At 72.3% G+C, this 15,474-nt stretch carries 9 protein-coding genes and 1 pseudogene; 3 read left to right on the top strand and 7 right to left on the bottom strand.

The features are described from left to right. Positions 1 to 1,615: type I polyketide synthase (locus tag ACZ6CL_RS35285; RefSeq protein WP_468943613.1), on the bottom strand; the 1,615-nt coding region annotated here is incomplete at its 3' end. A 206-nt stretch (positions 1,616 to 1,821) separates the two neighbouring features. Between ACZ6CL_RS35285 and ACZ6CL_RS35290 the strand changes: the two genes are divergently transcribed. The 3 genes and pseudogenes from ACZ6CL_RS35290 to ACZ6CL_RS35300 all read left to right on the top strand — a co-directional run. Beyond that, positions 1,822 to 2,790, top strand: coding sequence for an endonuclease/exonuclease/phosphatase family protein (locus tag ACZ6CL_RS35290; protein ID WP_468943615.1), 969 nt, complete (start codon positions 1,822 to 1,824; stop codon positions 2,788 to 2,790). A gap of 134 nt (positions 2,791 to 2,924) precedes the next feature. Further along, positions 2,925 to 3,512, top strand: coding sequence for a tellurite resistance TerB family protein (locus ACZ6CL_RS35295; protein WP_468943617.1), 588 nt, complete (start codon positions 2,925 to 2,927; stop codon positions 3,510 to 3,512). 409 nt (positions 3,513 to 3,921) lie between these two features. Then, positions 3,922 to 4,443 (top strand): annotated as a pseudogene (locus ACZ6CL_RS35300) (VOC family protein); the annotation flags it as partial. Here the strand turns inward: ACZ6CL_RS35300 and ACZ6CL_RS35305 are convergent. The 6 genes from ACZ6CL_RS35305 to ACZ6CL_RS35330 form a co-directional block, all read right to left on the bottom strand. Next, a complete protein-coding gene (locus tag ACZ6CL_RS35305) occupies positions 4,421 to 5,662 on the bottom strand; it encodes an extracellular catalytic domain type 1 short-chain-length polyhydroxyalkanoate depolymerase (protein ID WP_468943764.1) in 1,242 nt (413 codons plus the stop codon). The pseudogene ACZ6CL_RS35300 and the gene ACZ6CL_RS35305 sit on opposite strands and share 23 nt — an antisense overlap. Before the next feature lie 278 nt (positions 5,663 to 5,940). Further along, entirely contained in the window at positions 5,941 to 7,191 is a 1,251-nt protein-coding gene (locus tag ACZ6CL_RS35310; protein WP_468943620.1) for an amidohydrolase, read from the bottom strand. Positions 7,192 to 7,672: 481 nt separating this feature from the next. Further along, positions 7,673 to 11,530, bottom strand: coding sequence for an nSTAND1 domain-containing NTPase (locus ACZ6CL_RS35315; RefSeq protein ID WP_468943622.1), 3,858 nt, complete (start codon positions 11,528 to 11,530; stop codon positions 7,673 to 7,675). Between the two features lie 1,180 nt (positions 11,531 to 12,710). Then, the gene (locus ACZ6CL_RS35320; RefSeq protein WP_468943625.1) at positions 12,711 to 13,991 is read right to left on the bottom strand and encodes a cytochrome P450; all 1,281 of its coding nucleotides are present in this window, start codon (positions 13,989 to 13,991) and stop codon (positions 12,711 to 12,713) included. Further along, complete coding sequence (locus ACZ6CL_RS35325; protein ID WP_468943626.1) at positions 13,988 to 15,199, bottom strand: NAD(P)/FAD-dependent oxidoreductase; 1,212 nt, start codon at positions 15,197 to 15,199, stop codon at positions 13,988 to 13,990. The genes ACZ6CL_RS35320 and ACZ6CL_RS35325 overlap by 4 nt, the downstream gene beginning before the upstream one ends. Next, on the bottom strand, positions 15,196 to 15,396 hold the full coding sequence (locus ACZ6CL_RS35330; protein ID WP_385437402.1) for a ferredoxin: 201 nt from the start codon (positions 15,394 to 15,396) through the stop codon (positions 15,196 to 15,198). Before ACZ6CL_RS35330 ends, ACZ6CL_RS35325 begins: the two co-directional genes overlap by 4 nt. Positions 15,397 to 15,474 lie beyond the last annotated feature (78 nt).

A 15,474-nucleotide genomic window follows, 5' to 3' on the forward strand; every position in this document is an offset into this window, starting at 1 on the left:
CCAGGCGTTGACTCCCCTGCCCGGTGAACAAAAACGCCAGCTTGCCTCCCCCACCAGCCGCAATACCGCTGATCGCCTCCGCCGGCCCGACCAGCACCGCGCGATGCTCCAGCGCAGCACGCCCCGTCGCCGCCGAGAACCCCACATCCAGCACATCGTGGTCCGCGGCGAACGTACGCATCCGCTCCACCTGGGCGTGGAGCGCGTCAGGCGTCTTCGCCGAGACGACGATGGGCGCCACCGGGAGTTCATGGCGTTCCCCGGGCTCGTCCTCGACCGGTGGCGCCTCCTCGACGATCACATGGGCGTTCGTCCCGCTCATACCGAACGAGGAGACGCCCGCGCGGCGCGGGCGCTCACCGCGCGGCCACGCCCTCGCCTCGGTCAGCAGCCGGACGTTGCCCGCCGACCAGTCCACCTGCGGCGTCGGCTCCTCGACGTGCAGCGTTCTCGGCAACACACCGTGCCGCAGCGCCTGCACCACTTTGATGATCCCGGCCACGCCCGAAGCGGCCTGGGTGTGGCCCACGTTGGACTTGATCGACCCCAGCCACAGCGGCTCCGCACGGTCCTGCCCGTACGTCGCCAGCAGCGCCTGCGCCTCGATCGGATCGCCCAGCGTCGTCCCCGTACCATGCGCCTCGACCACGTCCACATCGCCCGCCGACAGGCCCGCGTTCGCCAGCGCCTGCCGGATGACGCGCCGCTGGGAGGGCCCGTTGGGGGCCGACATGCCGTTGCTGGCGCCGTCCTGGTTCAGGGCGCTGCCCCGGACCACCGCGAGCACCGGATGGCCGTGGCGCCGCGCGTCCGACAAGCGTTCCAGCAGCAGCATTCCGGCGCCTTCGGAGCAGCCGACGCCATGGGCGCCGGCGCCGAACGACTTGCAGCGGCCGTCCGTCGCCAGGCCGCGCTGTTCGCTGAAGTAGATGAACATCTCGGGGGTGGACATCACCGTCACCCCACCCGCGAGCGCGAGCGCGCACTCCCCGGACCGCAGCGACCGCATCGCCATGTGCAGGGCGACCAACGATGACGAGCACGCAGTGTCCACGGTCACCGCGGGGCCTTCGAGGCCGAGGGTGTAGGCCACCCGGCCCGAGACGATGCTGCCACCGTTGCTGCCGCGCGCGTAGTCGTGGTACATGACCCCGGCGAACACGCCCGTCGGGCTGCCCTTCAGCGACAGCGGGTCGATCCCGGCGCGCTCCAGCACCTCCCACGACACCTCCAGCAGTAATCGCTGCTGCGGGTCGGTTTCGGTGGCCTCACGCGGGCTGATCCCGAAGAACTGGGCGTCGAACTCGCCCGCGTCATGGAGGAATCCGCCCTCGCGAGCGGCGGTCTTCCCGGGTGTGCCGGGCTCGGGGTCGTAGATGTCCTCGACACCCCAGCCACGGTCGGCCGGAAACTCCGAGATCGCGTCCACGCCCCCGTCGACCAGCCGCCACAGCCCCTCGGGCGAATCCACCCCGCCCGGATAGCGGCACGCCATCGCGACGATGGCGATCGGCTCCCGGTCGCGGTGTTCCATCTCCGCGATGCGTTTGCGGGCAGCGCGCAGGTCCGTGGTCGCGCGCTTGAGGTAGTCAAGAAGCTTCTCCTGGTTGCCCACCACAGCCACCCCGGGTCGAAAAGGCGCCCGACACTGCGACGCGCGCTTGCCGGGAACGCTACGCAGGGTGATAAGGGGCCCCAACCCCTGATCGCCCCTAACGTGACCGACGGCAAAGCGGCTCCGGAGCCACAGAACCTGATCCACCTGCTCGCTCGTCTAGGCAGGCGAGGCCGAGGCGACGAGGCCAAGGAGAGAGGAAAGACATGGTGGAGCGGGCGGAGAGCGGCGACGACGCGAGGCGCCGGTGGGACTGGCGGCGGGGGCGGGTGCTCGCCGCGCTCGCGGTGCTGACGGCCGTGCTGCTGGCCTTTCCGCGGATCGTGCCCAACGCCGGGGTCCGGCTGGGCAGTCTGCTGGAGTCGTTCCTGCCCTGGCTCGGGCTGGCGGTCGTGGTGCTGCTCGGCCTGGCGCTGCTGCGCCGCTCGGCCACGGCGCTGGTGGCCCTGCTGCTTCCGGCGGCCGTCTGGGCGTACGTCTTCGGCCCGCTGTTCCTTCCCGGTGCGGGGCCCGCGGCGCGCGATCTGGTCGTGGTGCAGCACAACGTGAGCGACGAGAACACCGACCCCGAGGGCACGGCCCGTGCCCTGGCCGACGCCGGGCCCGATCTCATCGCGCTGGAGGAACTGGTTCCGCGGGCGCTGCCGGTCTACGAGAAGACCCTCGCCCGGGAGTACCCGTATCACACGGTCCACGGCACGGTCGGGCTCTGGTCCAAGCATCGGCTGAGCGGTACCCGCCAGCTGGACATCAAGCCCCGGGCGATCACCGAGGACTGGAGCCGCGGGCTGCGGGCCGTGGTCCACACGCCGCGGGGCCGGATGGCGGCGTACGTCGCGCATCTGCCCTCGGTACGGATCGGGGCGGGCGGGCTCGGGTCAGCGTGGCGTGATGAGAGCGCGGGTCTGCTGGGCAAGGCTGTCGCCGCCGAGAGGGTGAAGAGCGTGCTTCTTCTGGGTGATCTGAACAGCACGGTCGACGACCGCGGGCTGTCCCCTCTGACCTCACGGATGAATGTGGCGGAGCGTGGCTTCGCGTTCAGTTTTCCGGCCGCCTTCCCGCTGGCCCGGATCGACCAGGTCATGGCCCGCTCGGCGACCGTGGGCCACATCCGCACCCTGCCCGCCACCGGCAGCGACCACCTCCCGGTCACGGCCCGGATCACCCGGGGCTGACGCGCGGGCTTTACGTCTGCTTTGCTGTTCGGGAACCCGGTCGCCGCCAGGAGCGTTCACCTGAGGCAGACCGCGATTCAGCGCGACAGACGAGCAGAACCGGACAAGCAGCAACAGAAGCCGAGGTGGCACCGATGGCAATGTGGGACCGGCTCAAGGACCAGGCCAAGAACCTCCAGCAGTCCCAGAGCTCCCGGGGAGGGGCCGGGCACGGGCAGGGGCACGGCTCCTTCGGGCAGGGGCAGCACGGCGGCCACGGGTCCCGCTCGTCCTCCGGCGGCTCCAAGGCCCAGCTGGTCGGGCTCCTCAAGTCCCAGCTCGCGTCGGTCAAGACCGAGTTGAAGAGCGGCGCCTACCGCGATGCCTCGATGGCGATGTGCGCGCTGGTGGCCGCGGCGGACGGGCATGTCGAGCCCGCGGAGCGGCAGCGCGTCGAGGAGCTGATCACCACCAACGACGTCCTGCAGAACTTCCCGGCGGACCAGCTCCGCCAGCGGTTCAACAAGAACCTGGACCAGCTCATGGCCAACTTCCAGCTGGGCAAGACCGAGGTGATGCAGGAGATCGCCAAGGCGGCCAAGAAGCCGACGGAGGCCCGCGCGGTCATCCAGACCGGCATCGTCATCGCCGGGGCCGACGGATACATCGAGCCGTCCGAGCAGCAGGCCATCCGCGAGGCCTGCGCCGCCCTCGGGATCGCGCCCACGGAATTCGGTATCTGAGGCGTCTGAGCCTGACTCTGAGGCGTCTGAGTCTGAGGCGTCTGAAGGAATCTGCCCCTCCCGTCCCCGGCCGCCGTCACTCCGGCTGGACGAGCCGGAAGCCATGCGGGCGACGGCCCGCCGCGCGGCCTGACGCAGACGCACCGGGGCCGGCGGACGGGTGGGTGGGTGGGGGCGTACGGCCAGTCGCTGCCGAAGCCGCCCGCGTGGCCGAGGATGAACCGAGTGTGCGGATGGCGCCGCACGACGTTGTCGGGCATCGGCAGGGTGGCGAACCACCCGAAGCGGCCGGGGTGTTCGGCGGCGAGGGACGCGGAGAAGTCGTTGAGACGCCGGGCCAGGGCCACGGCTTCGGCCGGGTCGGCGAGGAAGCCGGTGCCGGGGGTGGACACGGACACCATGGCCGTGGCGGCCCCGCCACGGCCGCGGCTACTTCGCCAGCATCTTCGACGCCCGGCTGACCGGTTACGTCGACGAGACCATCAGCGGCGCCAGGCTGAGGATCCGTTTCCTGCGGGTCGACGAACGCCATCACTCGGTCGCCGTGGCCGCCGTCCGCGGGCTGCCCGTCGACCCCATCCGCACCCGTGTCCAGCACCTCAACATCCAGGCCGCCACCGTCGACGACGTCGCCCGGAGCTATCAGCGCGTCCGCGAACTCGGCTTCGGCATGGCCCTCTCCGTCGGCCGGCACACCCACGACAAGGAGCTGTCCTACTACGCGCGCACCCCCTCGGGCTTCGAGTGGGAGGTGGGCTGGAATCCCCTCGTCATCGATGAGAGGACCTGGGAGCCCACCTCCTACCGGAGCATCAGCGACTGGGGCCACACACCGGTCGGCCGGACCATCGTGGACACGCTCGGCCAGTTCCGGACGGCGGCCCGTTCGCTCGTCCGCCCCGAGGACGTCAGGTACAGGTCTTTCCGTTGAGCGTGAAGGCTCCCGGAGCGCTGGTCGTGCCCGTGTGGTTGGCCTGATAGCCGATGGCGACACTAGCGCCCGGGGCGAGTGTGCCGTTGTAGGCCGCGTTGGTGGCGGTCACGGATCCGCTCGACGGGCTGTACGTGGCGCCCCAGCCACCCGTGATGGTCTGGCCGGAGGGCAGGGTGAAGCCCAGCTGCCAGCCGCTCAGCGTGGTCGTGCCCGTGTTGGTGACGGTCACGGACGCGGTCAGGCCGGTGCTCCAGGCGCTGGTGGTGGCCGACACCCGGCAGGCGCCCGGCTGGGGCTGGGGCGCGGGGCCGTTGCCGTCCAGACCGAAGAACGTGATCACACGGGCCGCCATACCGCTGGTGACCAGGTTGTGGCCCACGCCCTGCAGGCTGATGGCCTCGACGTCGGCCCGGTCACTGGTGGAGCCGTAGCGGGTGCGGGTCCAGCCGGACTGGGGGGAGTCGGTGCGGGCCGGGGTCTGGCTCACGCCATGGACGTTCGTCCACTGTTTGATCTCCTCCCCGAAGTTGGGGTAACGCAGGATGTCGTCCTGCGTGCCGTGCCAGAGCTGCATGCGCGGCCGGGGCCCGCTGTACCCCGGGTAGGCGTCACGGACCAGATCGCCCCACTGCTGCGGGGTGCGGGTGATGGTGCCGTTCGCGCACTCGCTGTTCCACTCCGATCCGTTGGTGGTGGCGAAGCAGGCGAACGGCACACCGGCGAACGCGGAGCCCGCCGCGAACACATCGGGGTAGTCGCCCAGCAGCACATTGGTCATCATCGCGCCGGAGGAGGTGCCGGTGGCGAAGACCCTTTTGGTGTCGGCGCCATAGGTGCGGACCGTCCAGTCGACCATGGACTTGATGCCCACCGGATCGCTTCCCCCGCCACGGCGCAGCGCCTGCGGTGAGGAGACGTCGAAGCACTTGCTGCTGCGGGTGACGGACGGGTACACGGCGATGAAGCCGTACCGGTCGGCCAGCGAGGCGAACTCGGTGCCGGAGTACATCGCGGGCCCGGATCCCGTGCAGTAGTGCACGACCACCACCACGGCCGGGTTGGGAGCGACGTTGTCCGGGACGTACAGGTACATCTGGAGGTTGCTGGGGTTGGTGCCGAAGTTCTTGATCTCGGTCAGGGCCGCGGCGGGGGCCTTGGTGTCGGCCGCGCCGGGGGCCTTCGTACGGGCCGCCGCCGTGGGCGCGCCCAGCAGCATGACCGCCAGTAACGAAATCAGCGCTCCGACGAGGGCGACGAGCACCGAACGCCGTGGTCCGCTCGGGGTGGTGCGGGTCGATGGGGACACGTCCTCATCCCTTCCTGATCGCGTGTGCGGATCGTTCGTGATCAGGACATGCCGCTGAAGAACGCCCCCGTGCGCGGCTGCCCGCCCAGCATCGTGGCATGAACACGACCGTCATGGAAGCGCTCCCACAGCTCCCACGGCGCTCCCACAGCGCTCCCACGGCCGGTGGCACCCAGCAGCTGCCAGAGCTATCCGCGGATCAGCGAGGCGAGGATGTCGATCGCGGTCGGGATGGTTTCCTCCGCGATGTCGAACGTCTCGCTGTGATGCGGCCCCGGGCTGCCCGCGCCGACCATCAGATAGGCGCCCTTGCCCCCGCGCCGCTGGACGTGCCGGATGAGGAGGTTGGCGTCATCGCTGCCCGAGAACGCCCGGGTGCGGATGACCTCGGTGACCTCCTCATGAGCGGTGGCCACCTCCACGATGCGGTCGATCATCTCGTCGTCCGGTGCGACGGTGGCGGACTGGCCCATCACCGCGACACTCGTCCCGACCCCCTGGGCCAGGCCCGCCCCCTCCACGACCGAGCGGACCCGGTCGACCAGCTCATCGACGACCTCGTCGTCGGTCGCCCGGACCTCGCAGGTCATGGCCGCGGAGGAGGGCACGATGTTCACGCCGTCACCGGCGACGAGCGTGCCGACGTTGAGCCGGGTGTCCGCGGAGTTGAAGCGCGGGATGCCCATGATGCCCAGCGCTGCCGTCGCTGCCGCGAGCAGCGCGTTGCGGCCCCGTTCCGGCGCACCGGCCGCGTGCGAGGCCTTGCCCTCGAAGTCGACCTTCAGCTTGCGGGTGGCCAGACCGCCGGTGAAGCTCCCGACGACCCCGCCGACGGCCATGTCCCCGGCCATGTGCAGGGCGAGCATGTGGTCGATCTCGTCGGCCACCCCGGCGTCGATCATCGTCTGCGCGCCCCGTACGCCCTCCTCGGCGGGCTGGAAAAGGACCCGCAGGGAGCCCGCGAAGTCGCGGTCCGCCAGCCGGTGCAGCAGGCCGACGCCGATGGTGGCGTGGGCGTCGTGACCGCACGCGTGCATGGCTCCGTTCGTCGCGGCGAACCCGTTCGCCACCGGGAAGTGGGCGGCATCGGCCGATTCGCGCATCGGCAGCGCGTCGATGTCCACGCGCAGCCCCCAGCGCGGCCCGGGGCGGGTGCCCTCCAGATCGGCGACCAGCGCGGTGCCGTTCTCCCGGAAGTGCCGGACCCGCTCCCGCGGAGCACCCGAATCGACTGCGCGGGCAGCCCATTCGTCCAGGGTTTCGGGGGACGGGAAGTTGACGACGTGGGAGAGGTCCTGGGCGGCCTTCCCCGTGAGGACGCGTATCGGCAGCCCCTCGATGGCTTGTTCGATCCGGGCCGCCGTGCCGATCTCCACGAACGCGGGCTCGGCGTTCCGGTGCAGTTCCCGGCGCAGCGCGACGAGCTGTTCGAAGTCCACCTGTGGTCTCTCTTTCCCTCGGTGTTCCGGCCGCCCGTTCGGCCGCCTGACGCCGAGGTTAGACGCCCCGGCCACGGCGATCGACGGCCGCGTACCGCCTACCGGGAAAACGGCGTTGTTCACGGCTGCGGAGAGGGTGACCGAACAATCGCGGAGCGCGTTGAACTGGGCCTGCGGCGCCGGTGCCCGGGCCGCGCGATCGGCATCACATCAAGAACACGTCCGCGTGTTCGGTCGGACGGTGCGAGGTTCTGATCACCTCCGAAGCGGACATCACGGCGAACGGGCTGAGCGTGCACGTCACCGCGGGGACCGCTCCGTCACCTTCCAGACGCCCAGCACCATCGTGAACCTCGGTGGCCAGGGCGGCGTCGCCAAGTTCGGCGACGCCCTGAAGGCGTCCGTCGTCGCGCAGAACACGGACGGCGCCGTGCTGAGGTTCACCACCCCCTGAGCACCGTCCCCTGAGCACCGCCCGCCGCTACCCCGCCGCGCACACCTTCCGGTAGCCGAGGCGCGGCAGGTGCTCCTCCCAGGTGGCGCGGGTGAGGACACCGCCGGTGCGGTCGCAGGCGGAGTCCGCCGCGCGGTCCGCGTCCAGGGTCCACACCCGGGCCGTCAGGTCGTAGCCGACGGAGGTGAGGGTGTCGCCCTTCGGGCTGAACGCGACGGAGGTGACGGTGTCGAGATGGCCGGTGAGTTCCTGCCCGGCCATCTCGGCGTGGACCGGGTCGGCCACGTTCCACAGCCGCACCATATGGTCGCCGCCACCCGTCGCCAGGGTCTTCCCGTCCGGGGCGAACGCCACGGACCTGACCGGCCCGCGGTGCCCTGCCAGCTCCTCCCCCAGCTGCCGTACGTGGTCCGCCCGTGCCACGTCCCACAGCCGCACCGTGCGATCGTCGCCGCCCGTCGCCAGGGTCTCGCCGTCCGGGGCGAACGCCACCGCGTTGACCTGCTGGTCGTGCCCGGTGAGGGCGGCGCCCGCAGGCCGTGGGCGCGCCCCGTCGCCCACGTGCCACAGCCGCGCCGTGCCGTCCTCACTGCCGGTGGCAAGAGTGCGGCCGCTCCGCGCGAAGGCCACGGAGGTGACGGCTTCCGCGTGGCCGCGCGAGGGTGCCCCGAGCTGCCGCGCCCGGCCCGGCCGCCGTACGTCCCACAGCCGCACCCTGGCGTCCTGTCCGCCGGTGGCGAGCCGCCGGCCGTCCGGGGAGAACGCGACGGCGAGGGTGCCGCCCTCGTGCGCGTCCAGCGGTGCGCCGAGCGGGACGGGACGTTCGGGCGCGGACACGTCCCACAGCCGAACGGTGCCGTCCTTCGAGCCACTGGCCACCGTACGGCCGTCCGGGGAGAACGCCACGGCCGCCACCGCGTCCTCGTGGGCGAGCGTCCGCCCAATCCGGCGCGGGCGGTCCGGGCGGCGTACGTCCCACAGGCGGATCAGCCCGTCGTCGGTGCTGGCGACGGCGAGCAGACGGCCGTCCGGGCTGTAGGCGGCGGCGGTCAGCGGGTTGGTGAAGTCGGTGAGGACGGTCGGCGGACGCCGCCAGAGGCGGACACTGCCATCGGCTCCGGTGCTGGCCAGGGTGCGGCCGTCACGGCTGAAGGCCACCTCCCACACGGCCTCCGTGTGGCCGGTCAGCGGCTCCCCCAGCCGCTGCGACCAGCCGGGGTTGGCCACGTTCCACAGCAGGGGCGCGTCGTCCTCGCCCGCCGTCGCCAGGGTCTCGCCATCGGGGGTGAAGGCCACCGACATGACGGGCGCGGTGTGCGCGGTGAGCGGTTCGCCCAGCGGCCGGACCCGCCCCGGGTCGGACGCGTCCCACAGCCGTACGGTCTCGTCGAAACCGCCGGTGGCCAGCGTCCGGCCGTTTGGGGAGAAGGCCACCGTCCAGACGGAGGAGGTGTGTTCGCGCAGCGGCTTGCCGAGCGGGGCGAGCCCGTCGTCCCCGCCGATCCGCCACATGCGTACGGTCCCGTCGTAGCCGCCGGTGGCCAGGGTGTCTCCGTCCGGGGCGAACGCGACCGCGCGCACGCTGCCCGCCTCGGACCCGTCCGCCTCGGCGGGCTCGCCGAGCGGCGCGGGGCTGGCCGGGTCGCTCAGGTCCCACAGCCGTACGGTCCCGTCGTCGCCCGAGGTGGCGAGCTTGCGGCCATCCGGAGCGAACGCGACGGACACCACGTTCTGCTCGTCGTGGCTCACCATCGGCCGTCCGAGGGTGCGGGGCCGCGAGCGGTCGCGCACGTCCCACATCTGGATGCCACCGCCCTTCCCGGTGGCCACCAGCAGATCGCCGCCCCCAGGGGAGAAGGCCACCGCGCCGACCCCTCCCGTCCGCAGCCGCAGCGGTGCGCCCAGCGGCTTGCCCGTGCCCGGACCCGGGTGCGTGTCCGTGTCCCACAACCGGACCAGGCCGTCATGGCCACCGCTCGCGAGGGTGCGGCCATCGGGCGCGTACGCCACCGCGCTGCCCAGACCGCCGTGGCCGGGCAGCCGGGTGGCCAGCACCCGGCCCGCGTCCGAGGCCAGCCGGGTCCGCAGGTCCGGGGTGGCGCGCATGCGGTACGCGGCGACATCGAGCCGGGCCGCCAGGCCCGCGTCGGTCTCGCGGACGCTGTCGGCCTCGGCGGTGAGACGGCCGAACACGGCGTTGTCCCGTTCGGCCTGCGCTGTGGCGCGCGCCTGGAGGGCGACGACGGCGGTGCCGGTGGCGAGCAGGACCAGCGCGGCGAGCACGGCCACCACCGTACGGCGCAGTCGCGCGGCGCGGTGGCGGCGCCGGAGCGAGGAGGAAAGGAACTGCCGTTCCAGCGTGGTGAGTTCATCGCCCCGGCGCGCCTCGCCACTCTCCCCTTCGGTACTGAAGGCGTCGCGGGCGGCGGACAGCCGGGAACCGGCGTAGAGCGCGGCGTTCTCCTGCCCGAGCGCCTGCCAGGTGCGGGCCGCCTCGGAGAGCGAGCGGTGGACCCGCAGCCGGTCGCGTTCGGCGTCGATCCACGCACGCAGCCGGGGCCATGCCGTGATGAGGGCTTCGTGGGCGAGGTCCACCGTGCCGTCGTCGAAGGTGATGAGACGGGCCCGGACCAGGCGCTCCAGGACCACCCGGGTGTCGGCGAGGCTGCCGAAGTCGAGTTCCGCGCGGTCGGTGGGGCGACGCGTGTCCGGTGTGCCCTCCCCGGGGGCGACGAGTCTGAGCAGGACACGGCGGGCCACCTCGGCCTGGGGCGCGGTGAGTTCGCCGTACACCTGCTCGGCCGTACGGACGACGGCGCCGCGCAGCCCGCCCGCCGCCTCGTACGCGCTCTCGGTCAGGGCGCGGCCGCTGCGGTGGCGCCAGGTCTCCAGCAGGGCGTGCGACATCATCGGCAGTCCGCCCGGGGCGCCCTCGACCTCGCCCAGGAGGCGTTCGGTCAGGGAGCGTTCCACGATCAGGCCATCCGCGGCGGCCGGGCGGACGATGGCCTGCCGCAGTTCGGCGCTGCTCATCGGCCCGGCGAGCAGCGTGGCGTCCTGCAACGCGGCGGTGAGGCCGGGGTGTTCGGCGCAACGCCCGAGGAAGTCGGCTCGCACCGCGATGACGACGCGCAACCGGCTGTCGGGGGCGGTGGCGGCGATGAGGCGGTCGATGAACCTGTCCCGGTCGGCCGGGTCGGCGCCGAGGGTGTACAGCTCCTCGAACTGGTCGACGATGAGCCAGGTGTCGGCGTCGGTGCCCGGTATGGGCAGCAGCCGGTCGGCGTGGGTGCGCAGCGGGTCCGCGCCGGGCGTGAGGATCCGTACGGCGGCGGGCGGCGCATCGTCGCCGGAGGCCGTCCGCAGCCGGGGGATCAGGCCCGCGCGCAGCAGTGAGGACTTGCCGCTGCCGGAGGGTCCGAAGACGGCGGTGAAACGGTGCTTGCGGTTCAGCTCGGCGAGCCGTTCGACGAGCCGGTCCCGGCCGAAGAACAGTTCGGCGTCGCCCGGTTCGAACCGGGTCAGGCCACGGTACGGCGGTCGGGACGTCTCGTCGGCGGCGGCCTCGGCGGCCAGCTCGGCCGACGCCTCGCTCCAGCGCCGCCCCCATTCGGTCACGTCGCCGCCGCACGCCTTCACGTAGGCGAGCGCCACCGCGCGGGTGGGCAGCTGTTTCCCGGCCGCCGCCTGCGACAGCGTGGTCACCCCGTACCGGGTCCGCTGCGCCATCGCCCGGTACGTGGGCTTCCCCGCGGACTCGCGCAGCGCGCGCAGCTCGGCGGCGAACCGCGGCACCGTCCCGGCCTCCGGGTCCAGCTCGCCCTCGGCGCGTCCCGGCCCCGCTCGCCCCGATCCCGTCTGTCCCGGCCCTGGTCGTCCCGCCACGTGCCCGCCCGCCCCTCGCTCACCGTGTCACCGCCGGGCCTTCACCCAGCGCGGCCACCCGGGCGCCCACGGTAGGCAGTCGCCGGGGTGGCCGCAATCGAACTACCGGTGTTCCCGAGGCCGGGCAAGGGGCGTTCACTCCATCTTCACGCTCTTCCCGGCCCGTTCGCCCGGGCCGCGCCCCCGGGTTGTTCGGTGCGGGGCGGAGGCCTGCTGAACAACCCCGTACGGCGGTGGAATACAGCGCGGCCCGAACCCCGCGTGGGGAGGGTTCGGGCCGCGGCCACATCCCGCATCCGCACCCACATCCCGCCTCCGCGCGCGCCAGGCCGAAGGAGAGCCATGTACGGACGACATCGCACCCGCCACCTCGCCACGGGGTGGCGCGCGGCGGCACTCACGGTGACGTTCATGGCGACCACGGTGAACGCCACCCCCGCCCCGCCCGCGACCGCCGCCGAACGGTACGGCTGGGGCGACCCGCCGCCCGAGTGGTCGGACGAGTTCGGCTACGGCTCCGAGGCCGACCCCGCCGTACCGGACCGCGACAAGTGGCGCCTGGCGGGCGGTGGCCCAGGGAGCTGCTGGCCCGACCACGGCGGCAACGGCCGCCGCTGCGACGCCAATACCCGGGTCGTCGGCGGCGTCCTGCGCATGACGGGCGAGGAACGGCGACACCGGCTGGCTCGCCTCGCCGTACGGCAGGAAGTACGGCCGCTGGGAGGCCCGCGTACGCTCCCGCGCCACCGCCCCCGGCAACGGGCGGCCGTACCATCCGCTGCTGACCCTGTGGCCGGACCCGGACGAGCACCCTCGGGACGGCGAGTACGACTACCTGGAGAACGGCGCCCCGGGCGAGCAGTGCGCCGAGGCGTTCCTGCACTACCCGCACCGGGAGGGCGTGCCCGTGCAGCAGGAGTTCGCCCGGAAGTGCGGTGTGGACCTGTCGCAGTGGCACCACGTCGCCATCGAGTGGACCCCGGACCAGCTGCGCGGATTCATCGACGGCGAGGAGTGGTTCCGCTTCGCCGATGGCGCGAACAGGACCGCGACCGCGTCCAGTGCGCGCCGTCCATGCACCAGACCATCCAGCTCGACAACTTCCACGGGGACGGCCTGCAGAGCGCCGTCTACGAAGTGGACTGGGCCCGGGTCTACGACCTGCCGTAGCGGTCCGGTCTCACCAGGCCACGGGCAGTTCGTGGACGCCGTAGACGAACGAGTCGTGCTTGAAGGGGATCTGCTCCAGGCCCGTGGCCAGACGGAGGGTGGGGATGCGCCGATAGAGGGTGCTGTAGACGACCTGGAGTTCCATGCGGGCCAGCGGCTGGCCCAGGCACTGATGCACGCCGAAGCTGAAGGTGACGTGGCGGCGGGCGTCGCGGTGGAGGTCCAGCCGATCGGCGTCGGGGAAGACGTCGGGGTCGCGGTTGCCCATCTCGTTGAGCAGCAGCATCCCTTCTCCGGCGCGGATGGTCCGGCTCGCGACCTCGATGTCCTCCAGGGCGACCCGGCGCATCCCGAGGTGCGGGATGTGCAGATAGCGCAGCAGTTCCTCGACCGCGCCCGCGACGAATGCCGGGTCGTCGCTCTCCCGGAGGCGGGCCAGCTGGTCGGGGTGTTCCAGCAGGGCCAGGGTGCCCAGGGAGATCATGTTGGCCGTGGTCTCGTGTCCGGCGAAGAGCAGGAGGACCGCCATCGAGGTCGCTTCCTGGCGGGTCAGCGCGCCGTCCTTCACCTTCGCGGCCAGCTCGGACAGCACGTCCTCACCGGGCTCGTCGTGCTTGGCGTCCAGCAGGCCGCCGAGGTAACCGCCCAGTCGGCGGTGTGCTTCGGCGCGCTGCTCGGGCGTCGAGGAGCGGGTGATGATGGCCTTGCTGTTGGCCTGGAAGAACGCGTGGTCGCCGTAGGGCACGCCGAGCAGTTCGCAGATCACCAGCGAGGGCACCGGCAGGGCGAAGGCCTCGACCAGGTCCGTCGGGTTCGGCCCGGCCAGCAGGTCGTCGATCCGATCGTCGACGATCTTCTGCACCGCCGGGCGCATGGCCTCCATCCGCTTGATGGTGAACGGTGCGGTGACCATCCGGCGCAGCCGGGCGTGCTCGGGGTCGTCCATGTTGATGAAGCTGAGGCCATGGGCTTCGGCGGACGCCTCGTCGCCATCCCCGTGGCCGGTGTCGGCGTCGGCGTACTCCCGTTCCGGGCGCGGAAAGCCGGGGTGGGCGGGGAGGACGCTGAGCCTCGGGTCCGCCAGCAGGGTCCGCTGCTCGGCGTACCGGGTCACCACCCACGGGGTACTGCCGTCCCGCAGCCGGACCCGGGTGAGCGGCCCCTCCTCCCGCAGCGCGTGGAACGCCGGGGGCGGGTCGAAGGGGCATCCCCGCGCCCTGGGCATGGGGAATTCCGGGAACTCCGCCGTCTCGGCATCCTCGGCGGGCGGATGCGCTGCGCCGCTGGTCATGACGTGCCTCCGCTGATGGATTCCTGGGAGCTGATGGACTCCTGGAACGCGTCCACGACTTCCTGCCGACGCAGCCGGGTCTGCTTGGGCATGCGCCAGCCGAGCACGCCGGTCGTGGTGCCGTTACGGCGGTACCGCGCGACGAACCGGCCCTGCGCCATGTCTCCCTCCACGACGGTCACCTCGGCGTCGGCCGACGGCATGCCGTACACCTGGAGTTTGACGTCGAACTGGTCGGTCCAGACGTACGGAACGGGGGTGAAGGGCCGCCGCTCGCCGAGGATGGCGGCCGCCACGTGGGCCGCCTGCTCGGTGGCGTTGGTGCGGTTTTCCAGGCGCAGCAGGGTGCCCAGGCCGTCGTGGTGCCAGCGGGCCACGTCTCCGACGGCGTAGACGCCGTCCGCGGCACGGCACGAGGAGTCACACACCACTCCGTTGTCGACCTTGAGGCCGCTGCCCGCGAGCCAGTCCGTCGCCGGGGTGGAGCCGAACGCCACCACGACCAGGTCGGCGGGCAGCACCTCGCCGGTGGCCAGGTGCACCCCCGTGACGTGTCCGTGTCGCTCGGCGAGGCTGGTGACCGCGGCGCCGAGCCGCAGTTCGACGCCGCGCTCGGTGTGCAGTTCGGCCAGTCGCCGCGCCACGACCGGGCCGAACTGGCTTTCCAGCGGCGCCGGTTGGGGCCCGGTCAGGGTGACCGACAGGCCCATGGTCCGTGCGGTGGCGGCGATTTCCGTGCCGAGGACCCCGTCCCCCACCACCACGACACGCGAGGCGGTCAGCAGTCCGGCGCGCAGCGCCAGCGCGTCGTCGAGCGTACGCAGCACATGGACCCCGGCCAGGCCGTCCTGCCCGGGGAACGTGCGGGGCCGCAGACCGGTCGCGACGACGATCGCGTCGGCCCGCAACACCCGGCCCGACGCCGCGTGGACGGTACGCGCCTCCGCGTCAAGGCTGACCGCCGGATCGCCGAGGACGAACTCGGCGTCCAGCGAGGCCAGTTGCTCGGGTCCGCGCAGCGTGGCCCGGTCCGGCTCCCAGGCGCCGGAGAGGACCTGCTTCGACAGCGGCGGCCGGTCGTAGGGCTGGTGCGGCTCGGCGCCCAGCACGGTGAGGGCGCCCTCGAATCCCTTGCGCCGCAGGGCTTCGGCGGTGGAGAGCCCGGCCGCCGAGGCTCCGACGACCAGGACAGCGGCGGGGTCGCTCACGCGTCCTCGCTCACGTGTATCGCGCCCGCGGGGCACACCTGCACGCATTCCCGCACCGCCTCGTGCTGCTCCGCGGAGGGGGTCGCGTCGAGCAGGACGACGATGCCGTCCTCCTCGCGCTGGTCGAACACCTCGGGCGCGATCATGACGCAGGTGCCCGCGGCACAGCACTTCTCGTCGTCCACCGTGACCTTCATCGCCGACGCTCCTTCGTTGATCCGTTGACCCACACAAGTAAACCCGATGATTTAATCCAGTCAAGCGAATGACTTAAA

Source organism: Streptomyces sp. NPDC041200, from assembly GCF_055591805.1.

Bases quoted from the DNA above. Each gene is read 5' to 3' on its own strand.
- ACZ6CL_RS35320 (WP_468943625.1), bottom strand. From the start codon at position 13,991: ATGACCAGCGGCGCAGCGCATCCGCCCGCCGAGGATGCCGAGACGGCG.
- ACZ6CL_RS35295 (WP_468943617.1), top strand. From the start codon at position 2,925: ATGGCAATGTGGGACCGGCTCAAGGACCAGGCCAAGAACCTCCAGCAG.
- ACZ6CL_RS35290 (WP_468943615.1), top strand. From the start codon at position 1,822: ATGGTGGAGCGGGCGGAGAGCGGCGACGACGCGAGGCGCCGGTGGGAC.
- ACZ6CL_RS35305 (WP_468943764.1), bottom strand. From the start codon at position 5,662: ATGCTGCTGGGCGCGCCCACGGCGGCGGCCCGTACGAAGGCCCCCGGC.
- ACZ6CL_RS35330 (WP_385437402.1), bottom strand. From the start codon at position 15,396: ATGAAGGTCACGGTGGACGACGAGAAGTGCTGTGCCGCGGGCACCTGC.